At 46.6% G+C, this 17,785-nt stretch carries 16 protein-coding genes; 10 read left to right on the top strand and 6 right to left on the bottom strand.

Annotated features, from left to right (window positions below; all coding sequences use genetic code 11):
- Positions 1-36 precede the first annotated feature (36 nt).
- Together BMW79_RS04020 and BMW79_RS04015 are read right to left on the bottom strand one after the other, a co-directional pair.
- The gene (locus tag BMW79_RS04020; protein ID WP_089890893.1) at positions 37-3,774 is read right to left on the bottom strand and encodes a DEAD/DEAH box helicase; all 3,738 of its coding nucleotides are present in this window, start codon (positions 3,772-3,774) and stop codon (positions 37-39) included.
- 225 nt (positions 3,775-3,999) lie between these two features.
- Complete coding sequence (locus tag BMW79_RS04015) at positions 4,000-4,908, bottom strand: MBL fold metallo-hydrolase (RefSeq protein ID WP_245752372.1); 909 nt, start codon at positions 4,906-4,908, stop codon at positions 4,000-4,002.
- An 84-nt stretch (positions 4,909-4,992) separates the two neighbouring features.
- On the opposite strand from BMW79_RS04015, the gene BMW79_RS04010 reads away from it, so the two are divergent.
- Both BMW79_RS04010 and BMW79_RS04005 read left to right on the top strand, forming a co-directional pair.
- Entirely contained in the window at positions 4,993-5,886 is an 894-nt protein-coding gene (locus BMW79_RS04010) for a helix-turn-helix domain-containing protein (RefSeq protein ID WP_177192032.1), read from the top strand.
- A 309-nt stretch (positions 5,887-6,195) separates the two neighbouring features.
- Positions 6,196-6,759: a dihydrofolate reductase family protein gene (locus BMW79_RS04005; protein WP_089890887.1), complete on the top strand. Its 564-nt coding sequence runs from the start codon at positions 6,196-6,198 to the stop codon at positions 6,757-6,759.
- A gap of 150 nt (positions 6,760-6,909) precedes the next feature.
- On the opposite strand, the gene BMW79_RS04000 is transcribed toward BMW79_RS04005, so the two are convergent.
- From BMW79_RS04000 to gcvT, 3 genes are all read right to left on the bottom strand, one after another.
- Positions 6,910-7,632, bottom strand: a complete 723-nt coding sequence (locus tag BMW79_RS04000; protein ID WP_089890885.1) for a 2-phosphosulfolactate phosphatase — start codon at positions 7,630-7,632, stop codon at positions 6,910-6,912.
- 15 nt (positions 7,633-7,647) lie between these two features.
- Positions 7,648-8,121, bottom strand: a complete 474-nt coding sequence (locus BMW79_RS03995; RefSeq protein ID WP_089890883.1) for an SRPBCC family protein — start codon at positions 8,119-8,121, stop codon at positions 7,648-7,650.
- A gap of 91 nt (positions 8,122-8,212) precedes the next feature.
- The gene (gene gcvT / locus BMW79_RS03990) at positions 8,213-9,301 is read right to left on the bottom strand and encodes a glycine cleavage system aminomethyltransferase GcvT (RefSeq protein ID WP_089890881.1); all 1,089 of its coding nucleotides are present in this window, start codon (positions 9,299-9,301) and stop codon (positions 8,213-8,215) included.
- A gap of 201 nt (positions 9,302-9,502) precedes the next feature.
- Between gcvT and BMW79_RS03985 the strand changes: the two genes are divergently transcribed.
- From BMW79_RS03985 to BMW79_RS03970, 4 genes are all read left to right on the top strand, one after another.
- The gene (locus BMW79_RS03985; RefSeq protein ID WP_089890879.1) at positions 9,503-10,789 is read left to right on the top strand and encodes a M28 family peptidase; all 1,287 of its coding nucleotides are present in this window, start codon (positions 9,503-9,505) and stop codon (positions 10,787-10,789) included.
- A 92-nt stretch (positions 10,790-10,881) separates the two neighbouring features.
- Positions 10,882-11,277: a nuclear transport factor 2 family protein gene (locus tag BMW79_RS03980; protein ID WP_089890875.1), complete on the top strand. Its 396-nt coding sequence runs from the start codon at positions 10,882-10,884 to the stop codon at positions 11,275-11,277.
- Positions 11,278-11,289: 12 nt separating this feature from the next.
- Positions 11,290-11,697 (top strand): hypothetical protein, encoded by a 408-nt coding sequence (locus BMW79_RS03975; protein WP_089890872.1) that lies wholly within the window; start codon positions 11,290-11,292, stop codon positions 11,695-11,697.
- 12 nt (positions 11,698-11,709) lie between these two features.
- The gene (locus tag BMW79_RS03970; RefSeq protein WP_089890869.1) at positions 11,710-12,396 is read left to right on the top strand and encodes an NUDIX hydrolase; all 687 of its coding nucleotides are present in this window, start codon (positions 11,710-11,712) and stop codon (positions 12,394-12,396) included.
- 82 nt (positions 12,397-12,478) lie between these two features.
- Here BMW79_RS03970 and BMW79_RS03965 read toward each other — a convergent pair whose 3' ends face one another.
- Complete coding sequence (locus tag BMW79_RS03965) at positions 12,479-12,703, bottom strand: helix-turn-helix domain-containing protein (protein WP_089890867.1); 225 nt, start codon at positions 12,701-12,703, stop codon at positions 12,479-12,481.
- A 101-nt stretch (positions 12,704-12,804) separates the two neighbouring features.
- Between BMW79_RS03965 and BMW79_RS03960 the strand changes: the two genes are divergently transcribed.
- The 4 genes from BMW79_RS03960 (at position 12,805) to BMW79_RS03945 (ending at position 17,749) form a co-directional block, all read left to right on the top strand.
- Positions 12,805-13,065, top strand: coding sequence for a hypothetical protein (locus BMW79_RS03960; RefSeq protein ID WP_089890864.1), 261 nt, complete (start codon positions 12,805-12,807; stop codon positions 13,063-13,065).
- A gap of 636 nt (positions 13,066-13,701) precedes the next feature.
- A complete protein-coding gene (locus BMW79_RS03955) occupies positions 13,702-14,607 on the top strand; it encodes an NUDIX domain-containing protein (RefSeq protein ID WP_089896770.1) in 906 nt (301 codons plus the stop codon).
- Between the two features lie 17 nt (positions 14,608-14,624).
- Complete coding sequence (locus tag BMW79_RS03950; RefSeq protein ID WP_089890861.1) at positions 14,625-16,040, top strand: nicotinate phosphoribosyltransferase; 1,416 nt, start codon at positions 14,625-14,627, stop codon at positions 16,038-16,040.
- A 122-nt stretch (positions 16,041-16,162) separates the two neighbouring features.
- Positions 16,163-17,749 carry a class I SAM-dependent methyltransferase gene (locus BMW79_RS03945; protein WP_089890858.1) on the top strand — a complete coding sequence of 529 codons (1,587 nt, stop codon included), beginning with the start codon at positions 16,163-16,165 and terminating at the stop codon, positions 17,747-17,749.
- The last annotated feature ends 36 nt before the right edge of the window (positions 17,750-17,785 follow it).

Here is a 17,785-nt window from a genome sequence, read left to right as displayed (position 1 = left end):
CTCTAATTTAAATCATAATAAGAAAGTCAACAACAACTAACTAAACAAGTACAATACATCTTCTTTCGTCAGCTTCTTCACAAAGCCACTATCATCCGAAATAATCTCTTTCACCAGCGATTTCTTTCGTTCCTGCAACTGCAGGATCTTTTCTTCCACCGTGTCTTTACAGATCATGCGGTAAGCAAAGATGTTTTTCGTTTGCCCGATACGGTGAGTACGGTCAATCGCCTGTTGCTCTACAGCCGGGTTCCACCATGGATCCACGATGTACACGTAATCGGCTGCGGTAAGGTTCAGACCCACACCACCGGCTTTCAGTGAAATGAGGAACACGCGGCACTCATCGTTGTGCTGGAAGTTCTGGATAGCTTTTTCACGATCTACGGTGGACGTGCTACCATCGAAATATTCGTAAGGAATTTTCAGGTGTTGCATCCGGTCGCGGATCAGGCCGAGCATACCGAGGAACTGGGAGAAGATCAGCACTTTGTGGTTGCCGATATTTTCAGAGATCTCACGGGTCAGCTCATGCAGCTTTACAGAATGGTTGGGATACTGTTCCGTATCATTCAGGATGGCTGGTGAATCACAGATCTGACGCAGCTTCATCAGGCCTTGCAGAATAGTGAGCTGGGAACGTTCCATACCCTGATCTTCAATAACACCGAGGATCTTGGAGCGGTAAGTATTACGGTAGGCATCATAGATATGCCGTTGTTCCGCATCCATTTCGCAGAAGATCACCGTTTCAATTTTTTCCGGTAAGTCTTTCGCCACCTGTTCTTTGGTACGGCGAAGGATAAACGGATAGATCAGTTTACGCAGGTGTTCTTTTCTTTCTTCATCCTGAAATTTATCGATCGGCGTTGCAAATTCGTTACGGAAAAAGTCAACGCTACCAAGCATTCCCGGGTTCAGGAAGTTCATCTGTGCATAAATATCGAAGGTATTATTCTGCATCGGCGTACCACTCAATGCCAGCCTGTTCTTTGTTTGCAAGAGCTGTGCGGCTTTGGTCACTTTCGATTGCGGATTCTTGATCGCCTGTGATTCATCCAGTATGACATAGTCAAACTCCAGTTTCATCAGCAGTTGAATATCACTGCGAAGCGTACCGTAAGTGGTAATGATGGCATCAAATTTCCCCAGTTCCTCCGACGATTTTAATCGCGCAGGACCGTGGTGGATATGATGTTTGATATCCGGTGTGAATTTCCTGATTTCATTTTCCCAGTTGTAAATCAGCGTGGTAGGACAAACTATCAACGCCATGGTTTTACCACCGTTCTTATTCTTGTAATACTGGAGGAAGGTGAGGGCCTGGATGGTTTTACCCAACCCCATGTCATCCGCCAGGATACCGCCCCATTTGATGTCATCCAGGTAGTTGAGCCACTGGAAGCCACTTTCCTGGTACGGGCGCAGGGTTGCCTGCAGGTTTTCCGGCAGCGCAATATTGCGGATCTCATCGAACTGGAGCAGCTTACGGCGCTTTTGTTCGAGTTCCAGTACTACTGCTTCATCATCAATAAACTCGTAGAGTTCATCGATTACACTGAAGTTATATTTGCTGAGTTTAAGACCTTTATCTTTTTCTTCACCGACTTTAAAGAGCAGGGAATATTTACGCAGCCATTCTTCCGGCAGCAGGCCCAGGGAGCCGTCTGCCAGCTGCACATAGTTCTGCTTGTTGGCCAGCGCGTTTTTAATATCCTTGATACTTACTTTCTGATCACCGTATAATACTTCGATCTGTGCGTCGAACCAGTCGATGCCGGAACTGATCTGTAAATTAGTGACCGGCTTATGCGAACTGAATTTGAAATTGCGCAGGGAATCAAATCCGAATACGCGCACATTCATTTCCTTCAGTGCATCGAAGAACAGGAAGAACCAGTTATTTTTCAGCGCTTCTTTTGCACGCAGATAAAAATAGTTGTGGTTATCGTGTTGCGAGAAGTTGGTATGTAAGGTGCGGAGTTTATTAACAAAGGCTTCCTCTGCTTCTTTATTCCGGTGAATGATGAGCACTTTATTGCCTTCCTGGACAGTGATCTTGCTCTCATCGTTCCACTCTACTTCCTGGCCACGGTAAGCGAAGCCGGGTTGTATAATAAAGGTTTCGCCTAGTTCTTTCAGGAATACGCGTGGTTCGGGCGTTACATCCTTCAGTTCTGCCAGCAGGCCTCTGTCGAACTGGATATCATACTGACGGCTGAGCGGCAGCAGGTAATCCTTCAGATAGGTAGGCCATTCATTGTTGGCAACGCGCAACTGTCCATTCTGGCGGAAGAGTTCTACATGCAGGGCATCCTGCGGACTTTCAAACAGGTAGATCACTTGTTTGTGCAGGAATAACAACGGGCTTTCCCATTCATTCTCCGCCACATTTACCAGTTCTCCTTCGATGTTCACATAGCAATTGATTTCTACGTGGGTATCGCCGGTATTGGTTTTGATCACCAGTTTGAGCCTGTCGGCGCCTATCTGCAGTAATTGCAGGTTCTTTGTTTTAAATGCCTGCCTGTTGGGCAGTTCGAATACCAGTCCGTGCTCTGCCAGCTGTGGGAACAGTTTGGCCAGTTTGGGATGCAGGTATTCCAGCATCAGTTCTTTTGTTTCGGTGGGCAGTTCCTCCGCATTTTCATGCGTGATATTTTCCCAGATACCGGCGAACGGAGAATTTTTGCTGAGGAATTTGCTGACTTCGCTGCCCTGCAATTTTCGTATAGGCGCTATCAGTTCCCGGTCTTTTTCCTTGAACTGGTAGAAGTCAACATATTTGGTGAGATCCAGTTTGCTGGCGAGGGAAACGAAGGCATTCTGTTCCTCGTTGATTTCGCCGCTGACCAGTTCTATTTTAAAATAAGGGTATAACGATTCGTTGGCATTGAATACTGCTGCGAGTCGTTGTGTAATGGTGATGGTTTCTTCCGGAGGCGGGGGAGCCGTAACCGGCTGCCGGCCTGCAGCAGCGCCATCTACCCGTTTGATGGTAGGGTCCAGTACACGTAAAAATGGTTTGCCGTCCATATAGGAAAAGGCAAACTTACCGTCCAGGTCATCGGAAAGGGAATAGCCGTATAAGGAGAGCAGCTTATTCTTTTCCTTGTCCCAGTTGCGGAGGGTATCGAAATAAAACGGTCCGTTTTTCTGCAGGAGTTGCAGGAACAGGGCGGTTTTATGGACACACAGCGCGTGTTCTGTTTCGTCGCAGGTACAATGCGTGTCAAAAAACCGTTCTTCATTCCGTTGAATGATCAGCGGAAACTCTTCTCCATTCAGCTTTAGCAGGGCTTCTACCTTTTCATCTTTCGCCAGGTTGATTTTAGCGGGATGTTTTTTGGCAATTTCTTCTGCTTCGGCCAGTATGGCTCCGGAAGTAAGCAGTTTAATGGATTTGATATCGATAGACTTCATTTTAATCAGCGTATGTTGCTGATCAAACTGTGTGTCGAAGCTCTCGAAATGATTCTTATCCAGCATTTCCTGGAGCTGGAACAGTGCAGCGGCTTCGTGCCGGCAGATGTCTCCCAAATTGTAAGGACATTGACACCGGATGGACATACCGGTTGTTTCTCCATACTTGTTGATGGAAACACGGTAATAATTGGCATGTGTGTCGCTCTTAACGCGGAAGGTAGCTGTTTTCAGCACCGGGTCTGCCTCGATGAGTTCAACGCCCCCGGCCGAAAAAATACGCTTCCCCCTGCGGATCACTTCATCAGTGCCGTTGTTGTAAACATATTTTAGCAAATGGGGTAGCGACATACTAACGTTGTTGCCCGCTTTTATTATCAGCAAAAGGGTTAATAGATATATCAAAAAAACTTAACAGCTGATAAAAAGGCAATCCACAAAAGTAAGCAGAAAATTTCTAATAACCCGCAGGCCACCCATTAACAAGCCATTAACCGGCTCCCTTTTGCCATGGCGGAGTAGGCCCAATTTTTCAACTTATTTTTTTTCAAATATAGATGCCTGTTTATCAATTGTTTATCGGATACGATTCCGGTACCTTTCCAGTGAAAAATCTACTGCTTCCCTCGCACCGGTTTTGATATATTTTCCAAAAGCACCATACATCGCATCGTATTGTAATGGTTTTACCGCCGCATGCAGGGTATCAATTTCTCTTGCCGACAACGGAATATTATTGGGGTAACTGTACATCACCGATACCGTTTTCCGGTCGGAAGATACCTGGATCACATCGCCCACCAGTAAAGATCCTTTACCCGCCGGGGAATACAACACATTGCCACCCGCAAAGTGGCCACCACACAGCACCAGCTTAATACCATCCCATAGCGGCAGTTCCTTCCCGGACCATAATTTAATTACCGGGTCCCGGCGTTGCAGCCACTGTGCATCTGCCTCGTGCACATATACCGGCACTTCACCAAAGGCATGACTCCACTCAACAATCGTGGAAAAATAATGCGGATGGGAGAGGGCAATCGCCTTGATTCCTCCTAGCCGCTGGATAATATTAATCGTAGAGGCGTCCAGGTTAGCAATGCAGTCCCACAGGATATTTCCCGAAGGAGTGATCAGCAAATGCGCCCGCTGCCCGATCGCAAAATCCGGGGTGGTATAGATAGCATACAGATCCGGCGCCACCAGTTCTATGATATTCTTATGTGTTTTCTGCACCTGTTCCAGGGTAGTCCAGCTCTGGCCGCCCGGATTCACGTATTGGCGCTCATCTTCACAGATAGGGCAATGCGCCGGCGCTTTTTCGGAAGCTTCATATTGCACCCCGCAGGTGGTGCAGAGATAGTGGGTCATAACAACATCTTTTTTGCCAGGTAAAATATAGGCATTTCCGGCCAAAGCGGGTAAGGCCATCAACGCAAGACTGCTCTGCTTTATCCAGTTTCTCCGGGTAGTATCTGTAGACATATACTGTTATTTATGACCACAAAACTAGTCCACCCGCCTGACCGCCTCAATGGATATTCAACCCTATTTCTTGTACATTTGGACATGCAACCTAAACACATTCCTTCTCACCGTATATCCGACGGCGTTACTGCAAAGGTACCGCAGCAATTGCCGGATGTACTGGTAGCCAGTGTGAATGATAAAGGAAAAATCATGCCCCGGCAATATCCTCACCGGCATGACTATTACGAAATCACACTGATCGAGGAAGGAGAGGGCATTCATCATATTGATTTCAACACTTACCCGTTCAATGGGCCGGCAGTATTCCTGCTGTCGCCCGAACAGGTTCATGAATTGCAGCGCCACCAGGGCAGCAATGGCTACTCCCTAAAATTTAATCCGTCCTTCTTTAGTAGTGGCAATGATCCGGACCGGCAGCTATACGCACACTTCCTGTTCGACAACCTGCAGTCCTACCCGGTTATTCATCTGGAACCGGCCGCCTTTAACCGTCTGCAATCGTTGATACAACTGGCACTGGAAGAATACGACAGTGCCGCCAGTGGGAGTGGGGAAATCCTGTTTTCCTACATCCGGGTGATTCTCATGGAAATCCTGCGTATCCGCAAACAACAATTGCAGGAATCCCATCTGCAACCCGGTGCGCGGCAGTCGCAACTACTTGCCTTCAAACAGTTGTTGCATCAACATTTTGTGAAACATCATGAGGTACAGGACTACGCTGCATTATTACACATTACACCCCGGCAACTCAATGCCCTCGTTCAACAATTCACCGGTAAAACCGCCGGCACGCTGATAAAAGAACGGATACTACTGGAAGCGCGGCGGTTGCTCTTCGCTGATAAGCTTAGCATCAAGGAAATAGGCTACCAGATTGGGTTTGAAGATCCCGCCTATTTTAACCGCTTTTTTAAGAAGAATGTAGGCATAGCACCACAGCAATTCCGGGAGCTTGCATCGAAAGGGTAGGAAGGCCTTCGGCCTTTGTCTTTTTGCAGGATTAGGCTGATGAAGATGATTATGCTGATTTTTCCTGCCGCTTGTTTTTATGATTTGGGGAGATGGAAGCGCGTATATTTTTTTATACTGTGTAATAATTTTTGTGGCTATGGTCAGGTACTTCCTATGCACCGCCATAGAAGCCAACTAGTTTTTCATCCTGTTTTGCAATAATGTCACAAATCACCTCCGGATTGTCGTGATTATACCCTCCCAATCTTAAGTAACCTGCGGATATTTGTGATAGAAAAAACGCTACCACATTTAAAAACAGCTTCTATGAGAAAATTGAAATTACAGATGCAGATGACCCTTGATGGCTTTGTTGCAGGCCCCAACGGCGAGCAGGACTGGGTATGGCTGGCCGGCCCGGATGAAGTTGGCTTTCAGAAAATACTGGATCTTGCCAACAGCAGCGATACTATTTTACTGGGACGCAAAATGACCCAAAGTTTCATTAAGCACTGGGAAAATACGGCCGACAATCTTCCTGAAAACCCTACATATCCTTTGGCGAAACAAATCGTAAGTATGCGCAAGATTGTTTTCAGCCGTACACAAACAGCGATTGCCGGCAGGAACCTGGAAGTGGAAAATGGAGACCTGGCAACGGTAGTAAAGGCATTGAAAGAAGAATCCGGTAAAGACATTCTGGTATACGGCGGCGCCGATTTTGCCACCTCACTGATCAACCAGAACCTTGTTGATGAATATTACATTATCAGCAATCCCGTTGCTATCGGAAGCGGTCTTTCTATTTTTAAAGAAAGGAAAGTATTAAAATTAGAAAACTCCATTGCTTTCAAAAGCGGTAAAATGCTTCATAAATACCTGCCCGCTTAAAAAGCATCTAAAAAAAATTGGGAAACAGCAGCGAAAATATCCGCTTTCTATCTCCCAAAATCATAAAAACAAACGGCAGGAAAAATCAGTACAATCATCTCCATCAGTCTAATCCTGCAAAAAGACAATCGCTGGAGGCGATCCCTCCGCTTACCCTGCAATCAGTTCTCCGTCTTTAAACAGCGGCAGCACGTTGGCGCCATCCGGTGTAAGACAGTAATGAATATCTTTTTCCAGGCCATACTGCGCTAAGCGCTTGTAGTGAGAAGCCTGCGTCATAAAAGTATAGATGTCGCCTTTAGCGGTTTCGTAAAGCGTTTCCGCAGCAATGGCGGAGTCGCAGTTCACATCAAAGTGCGCTTTGATACGGTTTACCACAGCGCCGGCAAACAGGGTATCTTCCATGTTTACGCGGTCTTTCCAGGCGGCGCAACCCAGGATTACATTTTGATTTTGTGCGATCAGGTAATCACAAACGGCACTGATATTAGGAAAGGAGCCGGTAACAATCTGAATGGCATCCTTAGCCATGTGCAGTAATTTGGTACCGTTGGTAGTAGTGAGTACCAGCGTTTTATTTTCCACGAACTCACGGGGATATTCGAACGGAGAATTGCCATGTACCAATCCTTCGGCTACTCTGCCATCTCTTTCTCCGGCAGTGATACCACCGATAGCGCGACCGATATTCACACATTCTTCCACACTTGCCACCGGTATTACCCGGGAAGCACCATTGTACAACGCGGTGCAGATAGTAGAGGTGGCGCGTAGCACATCAATAATAACTACGATACTGTTTTTTACATCAAACAAGTGTAATAAAGCCGGGGATAAACATACTTCCAGGCTGGGTTTGTTGCTTTCTGTCATTAGTTGCTTTTTGCTTTAATCAAGGATAACTCTCCACTTTTCGCTCTCTGCATAATCCTTGATGGTATTATTCCTTTCCTGCAGGAGACTGATCATATATTTATGCAGATAAAACCGCTCAAACATTCTTCCGAACCAGCCATAGGGCGTACCGAAATCCATAATATCGATCATCACCGTAGCATTCTCAATGGATTTGAAATGATGTTCATGGTTCATATGGGTAAAATCCCCTTCGGTCATTTCATCACTGAAAAACTCATTCTTACGCATCGCCGTGATCTTTGTCGTCAGTTCTCTCATCTTCCCCACGTGCTTGGCTCTCCAGGTTACTGTTTCATTATAGGATATCAGTCCGTTGGTGCGGCCTTTTATCGCATCTTCCTGTCTGTGCGACATACTCCGCTTATGCAGCGTGATGCTCCTGCTCAGGTCGAAGACCCGCTCCAGGGGAGCATAGATAACGGTAGTTAAATGAATAGTAGGCATAGATATGGTAATAAAATATAAAAATTCCGGTGCGCCGGATACGTTCCGGGCACCGAAATTAACAACTTTAACCGGCTATTCATACATATTCCTAGCTCAGGAAAGGCACTTTTACCACTTTTGCTTTGAGGGACTTGTCTCTCACCGCAATAAAAATTTCTGAATCCTGCGCTGCGAAAGCTGTTTTCACATAGCCAAGACCGATAGCTTTCTGCATGGAAGGCGATTGTGTACCGGAAGTTACGCGGCCAATCACATTACCTGCTGCATCCTTGATTTCGTAGTCGTGACGCGGAATACCTTTGTCGATCATTTCAAAACCAACCAGCTTTTTGCTAACGCCTTCTGCTTTCTGTTTTGCGAATAACTCGCTGGAAGTAAATGGTTTGGTGAATTTGGTGATCCAGCCAAGACCCGCTTCCATCGGGGAAGTAGTGTCGTCGATATCATTACCGTAGAGACAGAAGCCCATTTCCAGGCGAAGGGTATCGCGGGCGCCCAAACCAATAGGTTTCAGGCCTTTAGGTCCGCCTTCGGCGAAAATCGCATCCCAGATTTTATCTGCTGCGCCGTCTACATCTTCAAAATAAATTTCAATACCACCCGCGCCGGTGTAGCCGGTTGCGCTGATCACCACATTAGGAACACCTGCAAAAGTGCCTTTGGTGAAAGTGTAGTATTTCATGTTGATGATGTCTGTTTCTGTGAGTGGTTGCAGGATGCTGGTAGCATTTGGTCCCTGGATGGCCAGCAGACAGGTTTTATCGGAAATGTTGTGCATTTCCACGTTTTTGGTGTTGAACTGGCTGATCCAGTTCCAGTCTTTTTCGATATTGCTGGCGTTTACTACCAGCATGTATACGTTGTTTTCTTCAATGCAGTAAACGAGCAGGTCGTCTACAATACCGCCTTCATTGTTTGGTAAGCAGCTGTATTGCGCTTTTCCTACAGTGAGTTTGGAAGCATCGTTGCTGGTAACACGCTGGATCAGGTCCAGTGCGTTTTCGCCTTTTAAAATAAATTCGCCCATGTGGCTTACATCAAACACGCCGGCGTTGGTACGCACCGCCTGGTGCTCGTCGTTAATACCGGTATAGGAAATTGGCATGTTGTAACCCGCAAAGGCGGCCATCTTGGCGCCCAGCGCAATGTGTTTCTCAGTAAAAGGCGTGTTTTTCATACTTTGTTTTTAAAACGGGGCAAAAATAGCGAATTGGGATGGATGAACCGAAAACATAAACCGCCGTATGACTGTTTTAAGACGAAAGGGTTACATTATAAATACTTAAAATACAATGATATAGTCAAAAGAATTGGGAGCCAATGCGCTTTGGGCCGGTCCTAATTCGTAATTTTGCCCCAACACCCAAATCAGTTTGCTGTGAAAAAGATAACCTGGCTGTTACCACTGGTAATTGTTACCATACACGTTCAAGCGCAGAAGAAAGAAGATAGAAAAACCCTTGGTAACCTACAAGCTCACATCAGTTACCTGAGCAGCGATAAGCTGGAAGGCCGCAGTACCGGCGCTCCCGGCGAACAACTCGCCGCGGCTTACATTGCTGCACAAATGCAGCAGATGGGCTTAACGCCTATGGGCGAAGCCGGCTTTTTACAGGCATTTACCGTAAAAGAAATCCGTGAACCGGCCGCATCCTGCAAAATGAGCATCGGCGATCACCAGCTGGAACCTGGCAAACATTTCGCGCCGCTTCCCTTCAGCGCCGACAAATCCGCCAAAGGCGAACCCATTCCCGGCGTCAACGAACCAGACAATATCTGGCTGATCAACGTGGCCGAACTGGACAGCGACGGCCGGAAAAGCATGTACGAACAATATTTACATCAAACCCAGGTAGCCGAAAAATCCGGCGCTACTGCCGTGGTATTTTATAACGGGAAAGAATCTATCGCCGAAGTGATGAAGTGGCTGGACCTTCACCCCAAAGCCTCCGGTATTCCGGCAGTGTGGCTCAACGCAGCCCTCAGCCAGAAACTAAGCGCAGACGATGCCGACGGATTTCCTATTCATGTACAGGTAGCGTTTAACACCATCCAACGCAAAGGCACCAACGTGATCGGCTATATCAATAATAAAGCCGCCCGCACTATTGTGATAGGCGCACACTACGACTATCGCGGCTGGGAAGCCACCGACACCGGCGACGATAACGCCAGCGGCACCGCCGCCATGCTGGAAATAGCCCGCTTACTGGCCGGCTCCCGTCTCCAGAACAACAACTATGTACTTGTTGCCTTCTCCGGGAAAGAACAGGGCCTGTCCGGCTCTTCCTACTTCGCTGCCCACAGCACGGTAGACCTCTCCCAGGTAAATTACATGATTAATATGGACGGTATCGGTCAACTGCCTCCCGGCACTGCACTGCAGATAGGCGGCACCGGCACTTCGCCCGGATGGTCGGCCATTCTCCAGCAAGCAGCTACCAAAGAGCTGCCACTGGTATATGATTCCAGCGGCATCAGCAATTCTGATCATGCATCTTTCTATAGAAAAAATATACCGGTACTCTATTTCTGCAAACCCACCAGCACCGCCGCCTACAAGGTAAGTTACGACGGCACCCTGCACGTACTCAAACTGGTATATAACATCATTGATAAAACAAATAATAAAGATAAACTCGCCTTCAGCAGCGTACAGAATTAAGATGCTTCAAAATTTGCGGGTTACATATAAGTGCGAAATGTATATTTTCGCGTAAATACGTCATTCGTAAAATTTTCAATTTATCCCTTTAAATGGACGAGAAACTGGCGCTTATATACCGGTATTTCCAACTGCTGGAGAGCTTTTCAGCAGATCCCGTTGAATTTGCCAGGATCTTTCATCCGAATATCATCCAGACTGAATACCCCAATCAGCTCTCGAACGAGATCAAACAACGAAATTTTGACATCATGCTGGAAAGCATGGTGACCAATAAAATAATTTTGAAATCACAGCACTTCAGTGTGCTGAAGGTGGTGGAATCGGGAAATACCCTTGTGGTAGAAGCCAAGTGGACCGGGGAAATCGGCGTAGATGCCGGGCAATTCCGCCGTGGACAAGTAATGAAAGCATTTATTTGCACCATCATTGAATTCCGGGACGGGAAAATTTACCGGCAAAGAAACTATGATTGCTACGAACATTAAAGCTATGAGATCATGAAAAAAATATTATCACTCCTTACTGTTTCTTCCTTACTGTTTGCGTGTAACCCTACCCGTAACGACGAACAGAAAACCGACCGGTCCGCCTACGACGTGATCACCGAAAAGGTATATGTATACCGGGAGTTCAAACCAGCCTCCGATCCGCTCACCGACTCCGTGCTGCAACTCAGGCAACAAATGACCGACTACCTCGACAGACAAGGATTCAAAAGACATATGGCCGGTAAAGACAGCCTCCTTTTTCACCGTGAAAACGGCCAGGAAGTGATCATCGACCTGCCAGCCCCACAGGATATCTGGGAGCGGAGCAGCATCATCGTTTTTGATCCGCTGAAAAATCCTTTGTTCGTAAATTTGCACAAAGACACTACCCAGTTAAACCATTACCTTACAAAATAATCAGATAAGCATTTGCCGATCATACAAAACATCAGACTTACCGTAGATGCGGTAGTATTTGGATACATTCCCAAAGAAGGCATTGTGGTACTGCTTATCAAGCGTACCATAGAACCTTATCTGCATAGCTGGGCACTGCCCGGCGGCTTTGTACTCGACGAAGAATCCCTGGAAACAGCCGTTACCAGGGAACTGCTCACCGAAGCAGGCGTGAATATCAACTACCTCGAACAGTTGTATACCTTCGGGCTTCCCGGTCGTGATCCACGCGGCAGGGTAGTATCTATCGCCTACTTCGGACTGGTAAATCCTACCAACTTCAAACTGGCAGCCAGTTCCGACGCCGAAGACGCCAAATGGTTCAATATCAAAGACCTGCCCGCACTGGCCTTCGATCACGCTACCATCATCGGCCTCGCTGTACAGCGACTGCGCAGCAAGATCCGCTACGAACCCATCGGCTTCGAACTACTCGATAATAAATTCCCCATCGCCGACCTGGAAAAGCTCTACGAAACGCTGCTGGACCGGCCTATAGACCGCCGCAATTTCCAGAAAAAGATCAATCACCTGGGGATATTGATCGCCCATAATGAAAAGCAGAAACAGGTATCGCAGGGCAGACCGGCGAAGTTGTTCAGCTTTGATGAGGCACGGTATTTTAAGTTGAAGAAAGAAGGGATGACATTTGAGATATAGCGGAGGGATCGCCTTCGGCGATTGTCTTTTTGCAGGATTAAGATGATTTTGGGGATTATTCTGATTTTTCCTGTGTTTGTTTTTAGATATCGAAGAAAATTCCAGGATGTACGTCCAGTACTTCTGCAATTGCTTTTAATGTGGAATAGGTAGGGTTTACCTGTCCATCCAGTAACCGCCACACTTGCGAAGAGCTAATCCCAGCCAATTTAGCTAGTTCACGATCCGTAATATTTTTTGCTTCTTTTAGCTGGCGTATCTTCTTTCCCAGCTTTTCCAATGACAGTTCATCTCTATTTTTAGCCATGCTTCAACATAATTAAATTGACTTCATATATGGTGTCAACATATTGCGAATATATCTTTTCCTTTGCATAAACATTCATTGTAAAACCTTAACCGTACACCATGCAAACAATTGAAACCTCACGCTCTATTTCCCTCCGCAACCTCTTTGAAGGCTTCTGTGCCAGTGGCGTTAAGTTCCGTGAAAAAGTATGTGAAGAATGCGGCTGGAGTGAATCCACCTTTTATAGAAAAATGAGACAGGGCAAGATCGAAGATCCTAATCGTCCCGGACGCATGATCAATACGATCAGCATTGCTGAAAGTGAAAAAATTAAAGACCTGGCCTGGGAAGTACAACAAGATCTGAAAGATTTGCTTTAACAAAAAAGGCTTTATATCTATGAGCGCAAATCGTTATTGATCATAGATATAAAGCCTTTTTAAGCTACTTCGTTGATTGATCAGGGACAGGTGCACCCTTTGTTTTCCTGCTGTTCTTTTTTGTAGTATGGAACTAATATTCCGGTAGCCTTGCCTGCCCTGGTGCGGGATCAACAGAATCAGGTATTCTCTTCTATAAGTCCTTTATATAAACCTCATTCTTCCCAAATGCAGACCCACAGCTGTTTTTAATCCTTTCTTGAGATAAGAAGGCAAAGGGACACCCATATTCGTTGTTTTAAAGTATAATCTTCCTAAACGTGAATCCTTAGCCATTTCAGCAGCCATTTTTAAAAAGGATACCGATATTCATTGTTAAACATTCTTCCTAAACGTAACCCCATAGCCTTTCTCAGCGTCTCTTTCTGAAATTGAGCCTTACCGGTCTCACCAATCGCCTCATTTCACCTCATTTCTAAAATTCAAACACCGCCCCTCAACTTTCCCTTTTATATTACCTATATTAATATCCCATAAACACCGCTTTTTTATTTTGTGTAATTTTTACAATAAATATTTGGCAGATACAAAAACGGTTTATACATTTGTGTAACAATGACACAAAATAGCTCGGATATGCAAAACACAAAGCCCACAGGAGTTATTATCGCAAGATTCCAGACACCTTCCCTCCACGAAGGCCACCTGGAGCTGATCCGCCAGGTGAAGCAAAAGCACAACCGCGTGCTCATCATACTAGGCGTTAGCCCGGTAAGAGGCAGCCGCAAAAATCCGCTGGACTATTACACCCGCGAACGGATGATCAAACAACAGTTCCCGGAAATCATCGTCCTGCCACTGAGCGATCAGAAAAGCGATGCCGTATGGTCACAGAAACTGGACGAACTGCTCAGCAACAACTTTCCGCACGAAAGCTTTTTATTATACGGCAGCCGCAACAGCTTCATGGATACCTACACCGGTAAATATAGAACTGAAGCACTGCCACCAGTACAGGATTACAACGCCACCGCCATGCGGGAAGCGATTTCCGATAAGGTGTTTGATACGGAAGAATTCCGCGCCGGCATCATCTACAATACCTATAATCTCTTTCCTTCCGTTTACGCAACCGTCGACATTGCGCTGTTCAGAAACGATAAGAAAGAATTGCTGTTAGGTCGCAAGCCTAACGAAAACGTATGGCGGCTCCCAGGCGGATTTTCTGACCCCACAGATGATAACTTCGAAATGGCCGCCGCCAGGGAGTTACAGGAAGAATGCGGCGCCGTGGAAACCGGCCCCATGGAATATGTAGCTTCCCTCCGGGTAAACGACTGGCGCTATGCCAGCGAAATAAACAAAATCATTACCACGCTGTTCAGCACAGACCTGGTATATGGTGAACCCGCCGCCGGCGACGATCTGGAAGAAGTACGCTGGGTAACGTTAACGGATATACCCACATTAATCGCCAAAGGAGAAATCAACGATACACATATTCCTTTACTGGCCAAACTGACTGAAAAATATTCTTACTAAGACTAAAACATTGAGATATGACAAAGGAAAACCTCATCCTCCTCGCCGATGCTTATAAATATTCCCACCACAAACTGTATATCCCAGGCACACAATTCATTTACTCCTACCTGGAAAGCCGGGGTGGCAAATTTGAAGAAACCGTTTTTTATGGCTTACAATATTTCCTGAAAGAATACCTGAGCGGCGTAGTGTTCACCAAAGAAAAACTGGACGAAGCAGAAACCATGCTCACAGAGGTTTTTGGACGCTCAGACGTATTTGACCGCAGCCGTTTTGAATACATCATCGATAAATATGGCGGCAAGCTCCCCGTTCGGATCAAAGCAGTGGCAGAAGGTACGGTAGTGCCTGTACGAAATGTACTGATGACAATCGAAAACACTGATCCTGAATGCTTCTGGCTCACCAACTTCCTCGAAACACTGCTCATGCAGGTATGGTACCCGTGTACCGTAGCATCTGTGTCCCGGGAGATAAAAAAGGTTGTAAAGCAATATTATGAAGCAACCGCCAGCCAGGAAGCCTTTACAGGCATCGACTTTGTACTGAACGATTTTGGTTTCCGGGGCGCCAGCTCTGTAGAAAGCGCCGGCATCGGCGGTAGCGCCCACCTGGTAAACTTTGCGGGCAGCGATACTATCCCCGGTTCTGTATTTGCCAAAAGATACTATGGCGCAACCACTGCCCCCGGGTTATCTATACCCGCCACAGAACACTCTGTGGTAACGCTTCTCGGCGAAGAAGGAGAACTTGAAATATTCAAGCACATCCTGGATACTTACCCTACCGGCACCATTGCCTGTGTATCTGACTCTTACAATATTTTCCGGGCCTGCGAACAATACTGGGGCACCGAATTAAAAGAACAGATCTTAAAAAGAGAAGGAACTTTAGTAATTCGTCCCGATAGTGGAGATCCGGTGCAGACTTTGCTTCGTATATTTAATATCCTCATGGATAAATTCGGATACACTACCAATGAAAAAGGATTTAAAGTATTGCCGCCACAAGTCCGCGTTATACAAGGCGATGGCATCAGCTACTCTTCTATTCCCGGTATATTCGAAGCTTTGAAACAAGCCGGCATCAGTGCAGAAAACCTGGTATTGGGTATGGGCGGCGCCTTACTGCAACGTGTAAACCGCGACACGCAGGAATTCGCTCTCAAATGTGCCTACGCCGTGGTAAATGGTGAAGCCATCAACGTACAGAAAATGCCCGTTGAACTGGACGCCACCGGCCAGTTACGTACTTCTTTCAAAAAATCAAAAGCCGGTAAACTCCGGCTGATAAAAGATAATAACACCTTCAAAACTGTCGGTGAAGGAGAAGCGCCCGCATCAGCGGATTTACTCCACACGGTTTTTGAAAACGGTGAAGTGGTGCACAGCTATACGTTTGACGAAGTCCGGAAAACCGCAGCACTTTAAATTATTCTTATTTCTTCCAACCCTGTTGCCTCAAAAAGGGTGTATCAATTCCACGATACACCCTTTGTTATTTTTGTATCATCCCGCATACAAAAAATCACGGCATTCCTTAACTTCATGATATGTATTTACTTATACCCGGCCGGCACCACCTGCTCACAGATTTCCAGTTCAAATACCTGAACCGCCTTATCAAATGCAAACTCGAAGGCGAAAAAGACGTATATGGCAACCCGTTAGCCGCACAGGAAATAGAAGGCGTGATCTTCGCCGTTACCTCGGCTAATCACCTGGGTACCAAACGAAATCCGGTGCCATTTTATCTCCGCGCCATGATCATCCAGGAATTTTCCAACTCCCTCGATGTGCCGGTGTACGTATATGGTATCGACGATGTAGGTGTAATCACCGATTTTCCTGAATATACGGTAAAGACTATACGGCATTCCAGCGAAGGGGTACACGCCCTCACCCCGGCCAATACCCTGGTGATCTGCTCCACCGGCGTAAAGGAAATGTATCTCCAGCACGGCTACACCATCCTGCCGGCAGAGTGGGACCCTGCAAGCCAGCAGTTCACCCAACCCATGCCCTGGGATATCGTGAAACTCGTAGCGCAAACCGGCGAATGGCGCAAAAATAAAACCGTGCTCGACCAGATGCATCCGGCATCTTTTAAAATATGGTCGCGGTACCGGGTAGGAGAGAAGGTGCAACACATCCTGAAAGATCCTATCATTGGTGCTGATGGCGACTTAACCGCCACCCGCGACTATAACGTATACGTAAAACAGATGGACGATATCGCCGCCCAGAAGTACAAGGAAACAGCGCCATACATCCAGCCCGGCAATATCGGCGACATCGGCTGCGCCGTGGGCTCCTGGATCAAAATGGCCTGTGAGGATGATCGCCTCCATGAGTGCGACTTCTACGGCATCGAAGTATCCCGCCATCTCTACGATATCTGCCTGCAACGTAAACATAATGGTGAATTTGCCAATCCTTCGGTATTCTTCTCCCAGAAAAATGCGGTGACCAGCCTCGTTTTTGAAGCCGGCAGCATGAATACCATTCACACATCTTCACTCACCCATGAAATAGAATCCTATGGCAGCCGGGAAGACCTGATCCAGTTTATACATAACCGTTATAACGAGCTCGTCCCCGGTGGCGTATGGATTAACCGCGATGTAGTAGGACCGGAAAATAAAGAAGAAATAATTTTGCTCTGGCTCAATGATACAGATGGAGAAAATGATCTGCCCATGCCGGAAAACGCCACTACACACGAACTGGCGGAGTACCTGGGCAAATTATCTACCCTGTCGCTCTTCAAAAGATTTGCATTGGATTTTCGTCACCACGAAGGATTTCAGCTCCCGCACGAATGGGTAACCATAGAAGGGAAAACTTATGCACAGTTATCCATGCAAAATGCCTGCGAGTTTCTTTTCAAAAAAGATTACCACGACAACTGGCTCAGTGAAATGCATGAAACGTTCTGTTTCTGGAATTATGAAGACTGGAAATCGGCACTGGAAGAAGCAGGCCTGCGGCTGGATGCGCTCTCTACGACCTGGCGTAATGAATGGATTGTGAATAACAGGTTGGAAGGTAAGGTACAACTGATGCGCCCGTGCAAAAATAATGTACCCTTACCCATTCCTTTTCCTGTATCGCATATGCTGCTTTTAGCAAGAAAATAAAGATGTCACCGGAGAGCGGCTGTAAATCACTTTCCG

The organism is Chitinophaga arvensicola (genome assembly GCF_900110835.1).
Classification (GTDB): Bacteria; Bacteroidota; Bacteroidia; order Chitinophagales; family Chitinophagaceae; genus Chitinophaga; species Chitinophaga arvensicola.
This window is presented reverse-complemented; position numbering and strand designations above follow the sequence as displayed.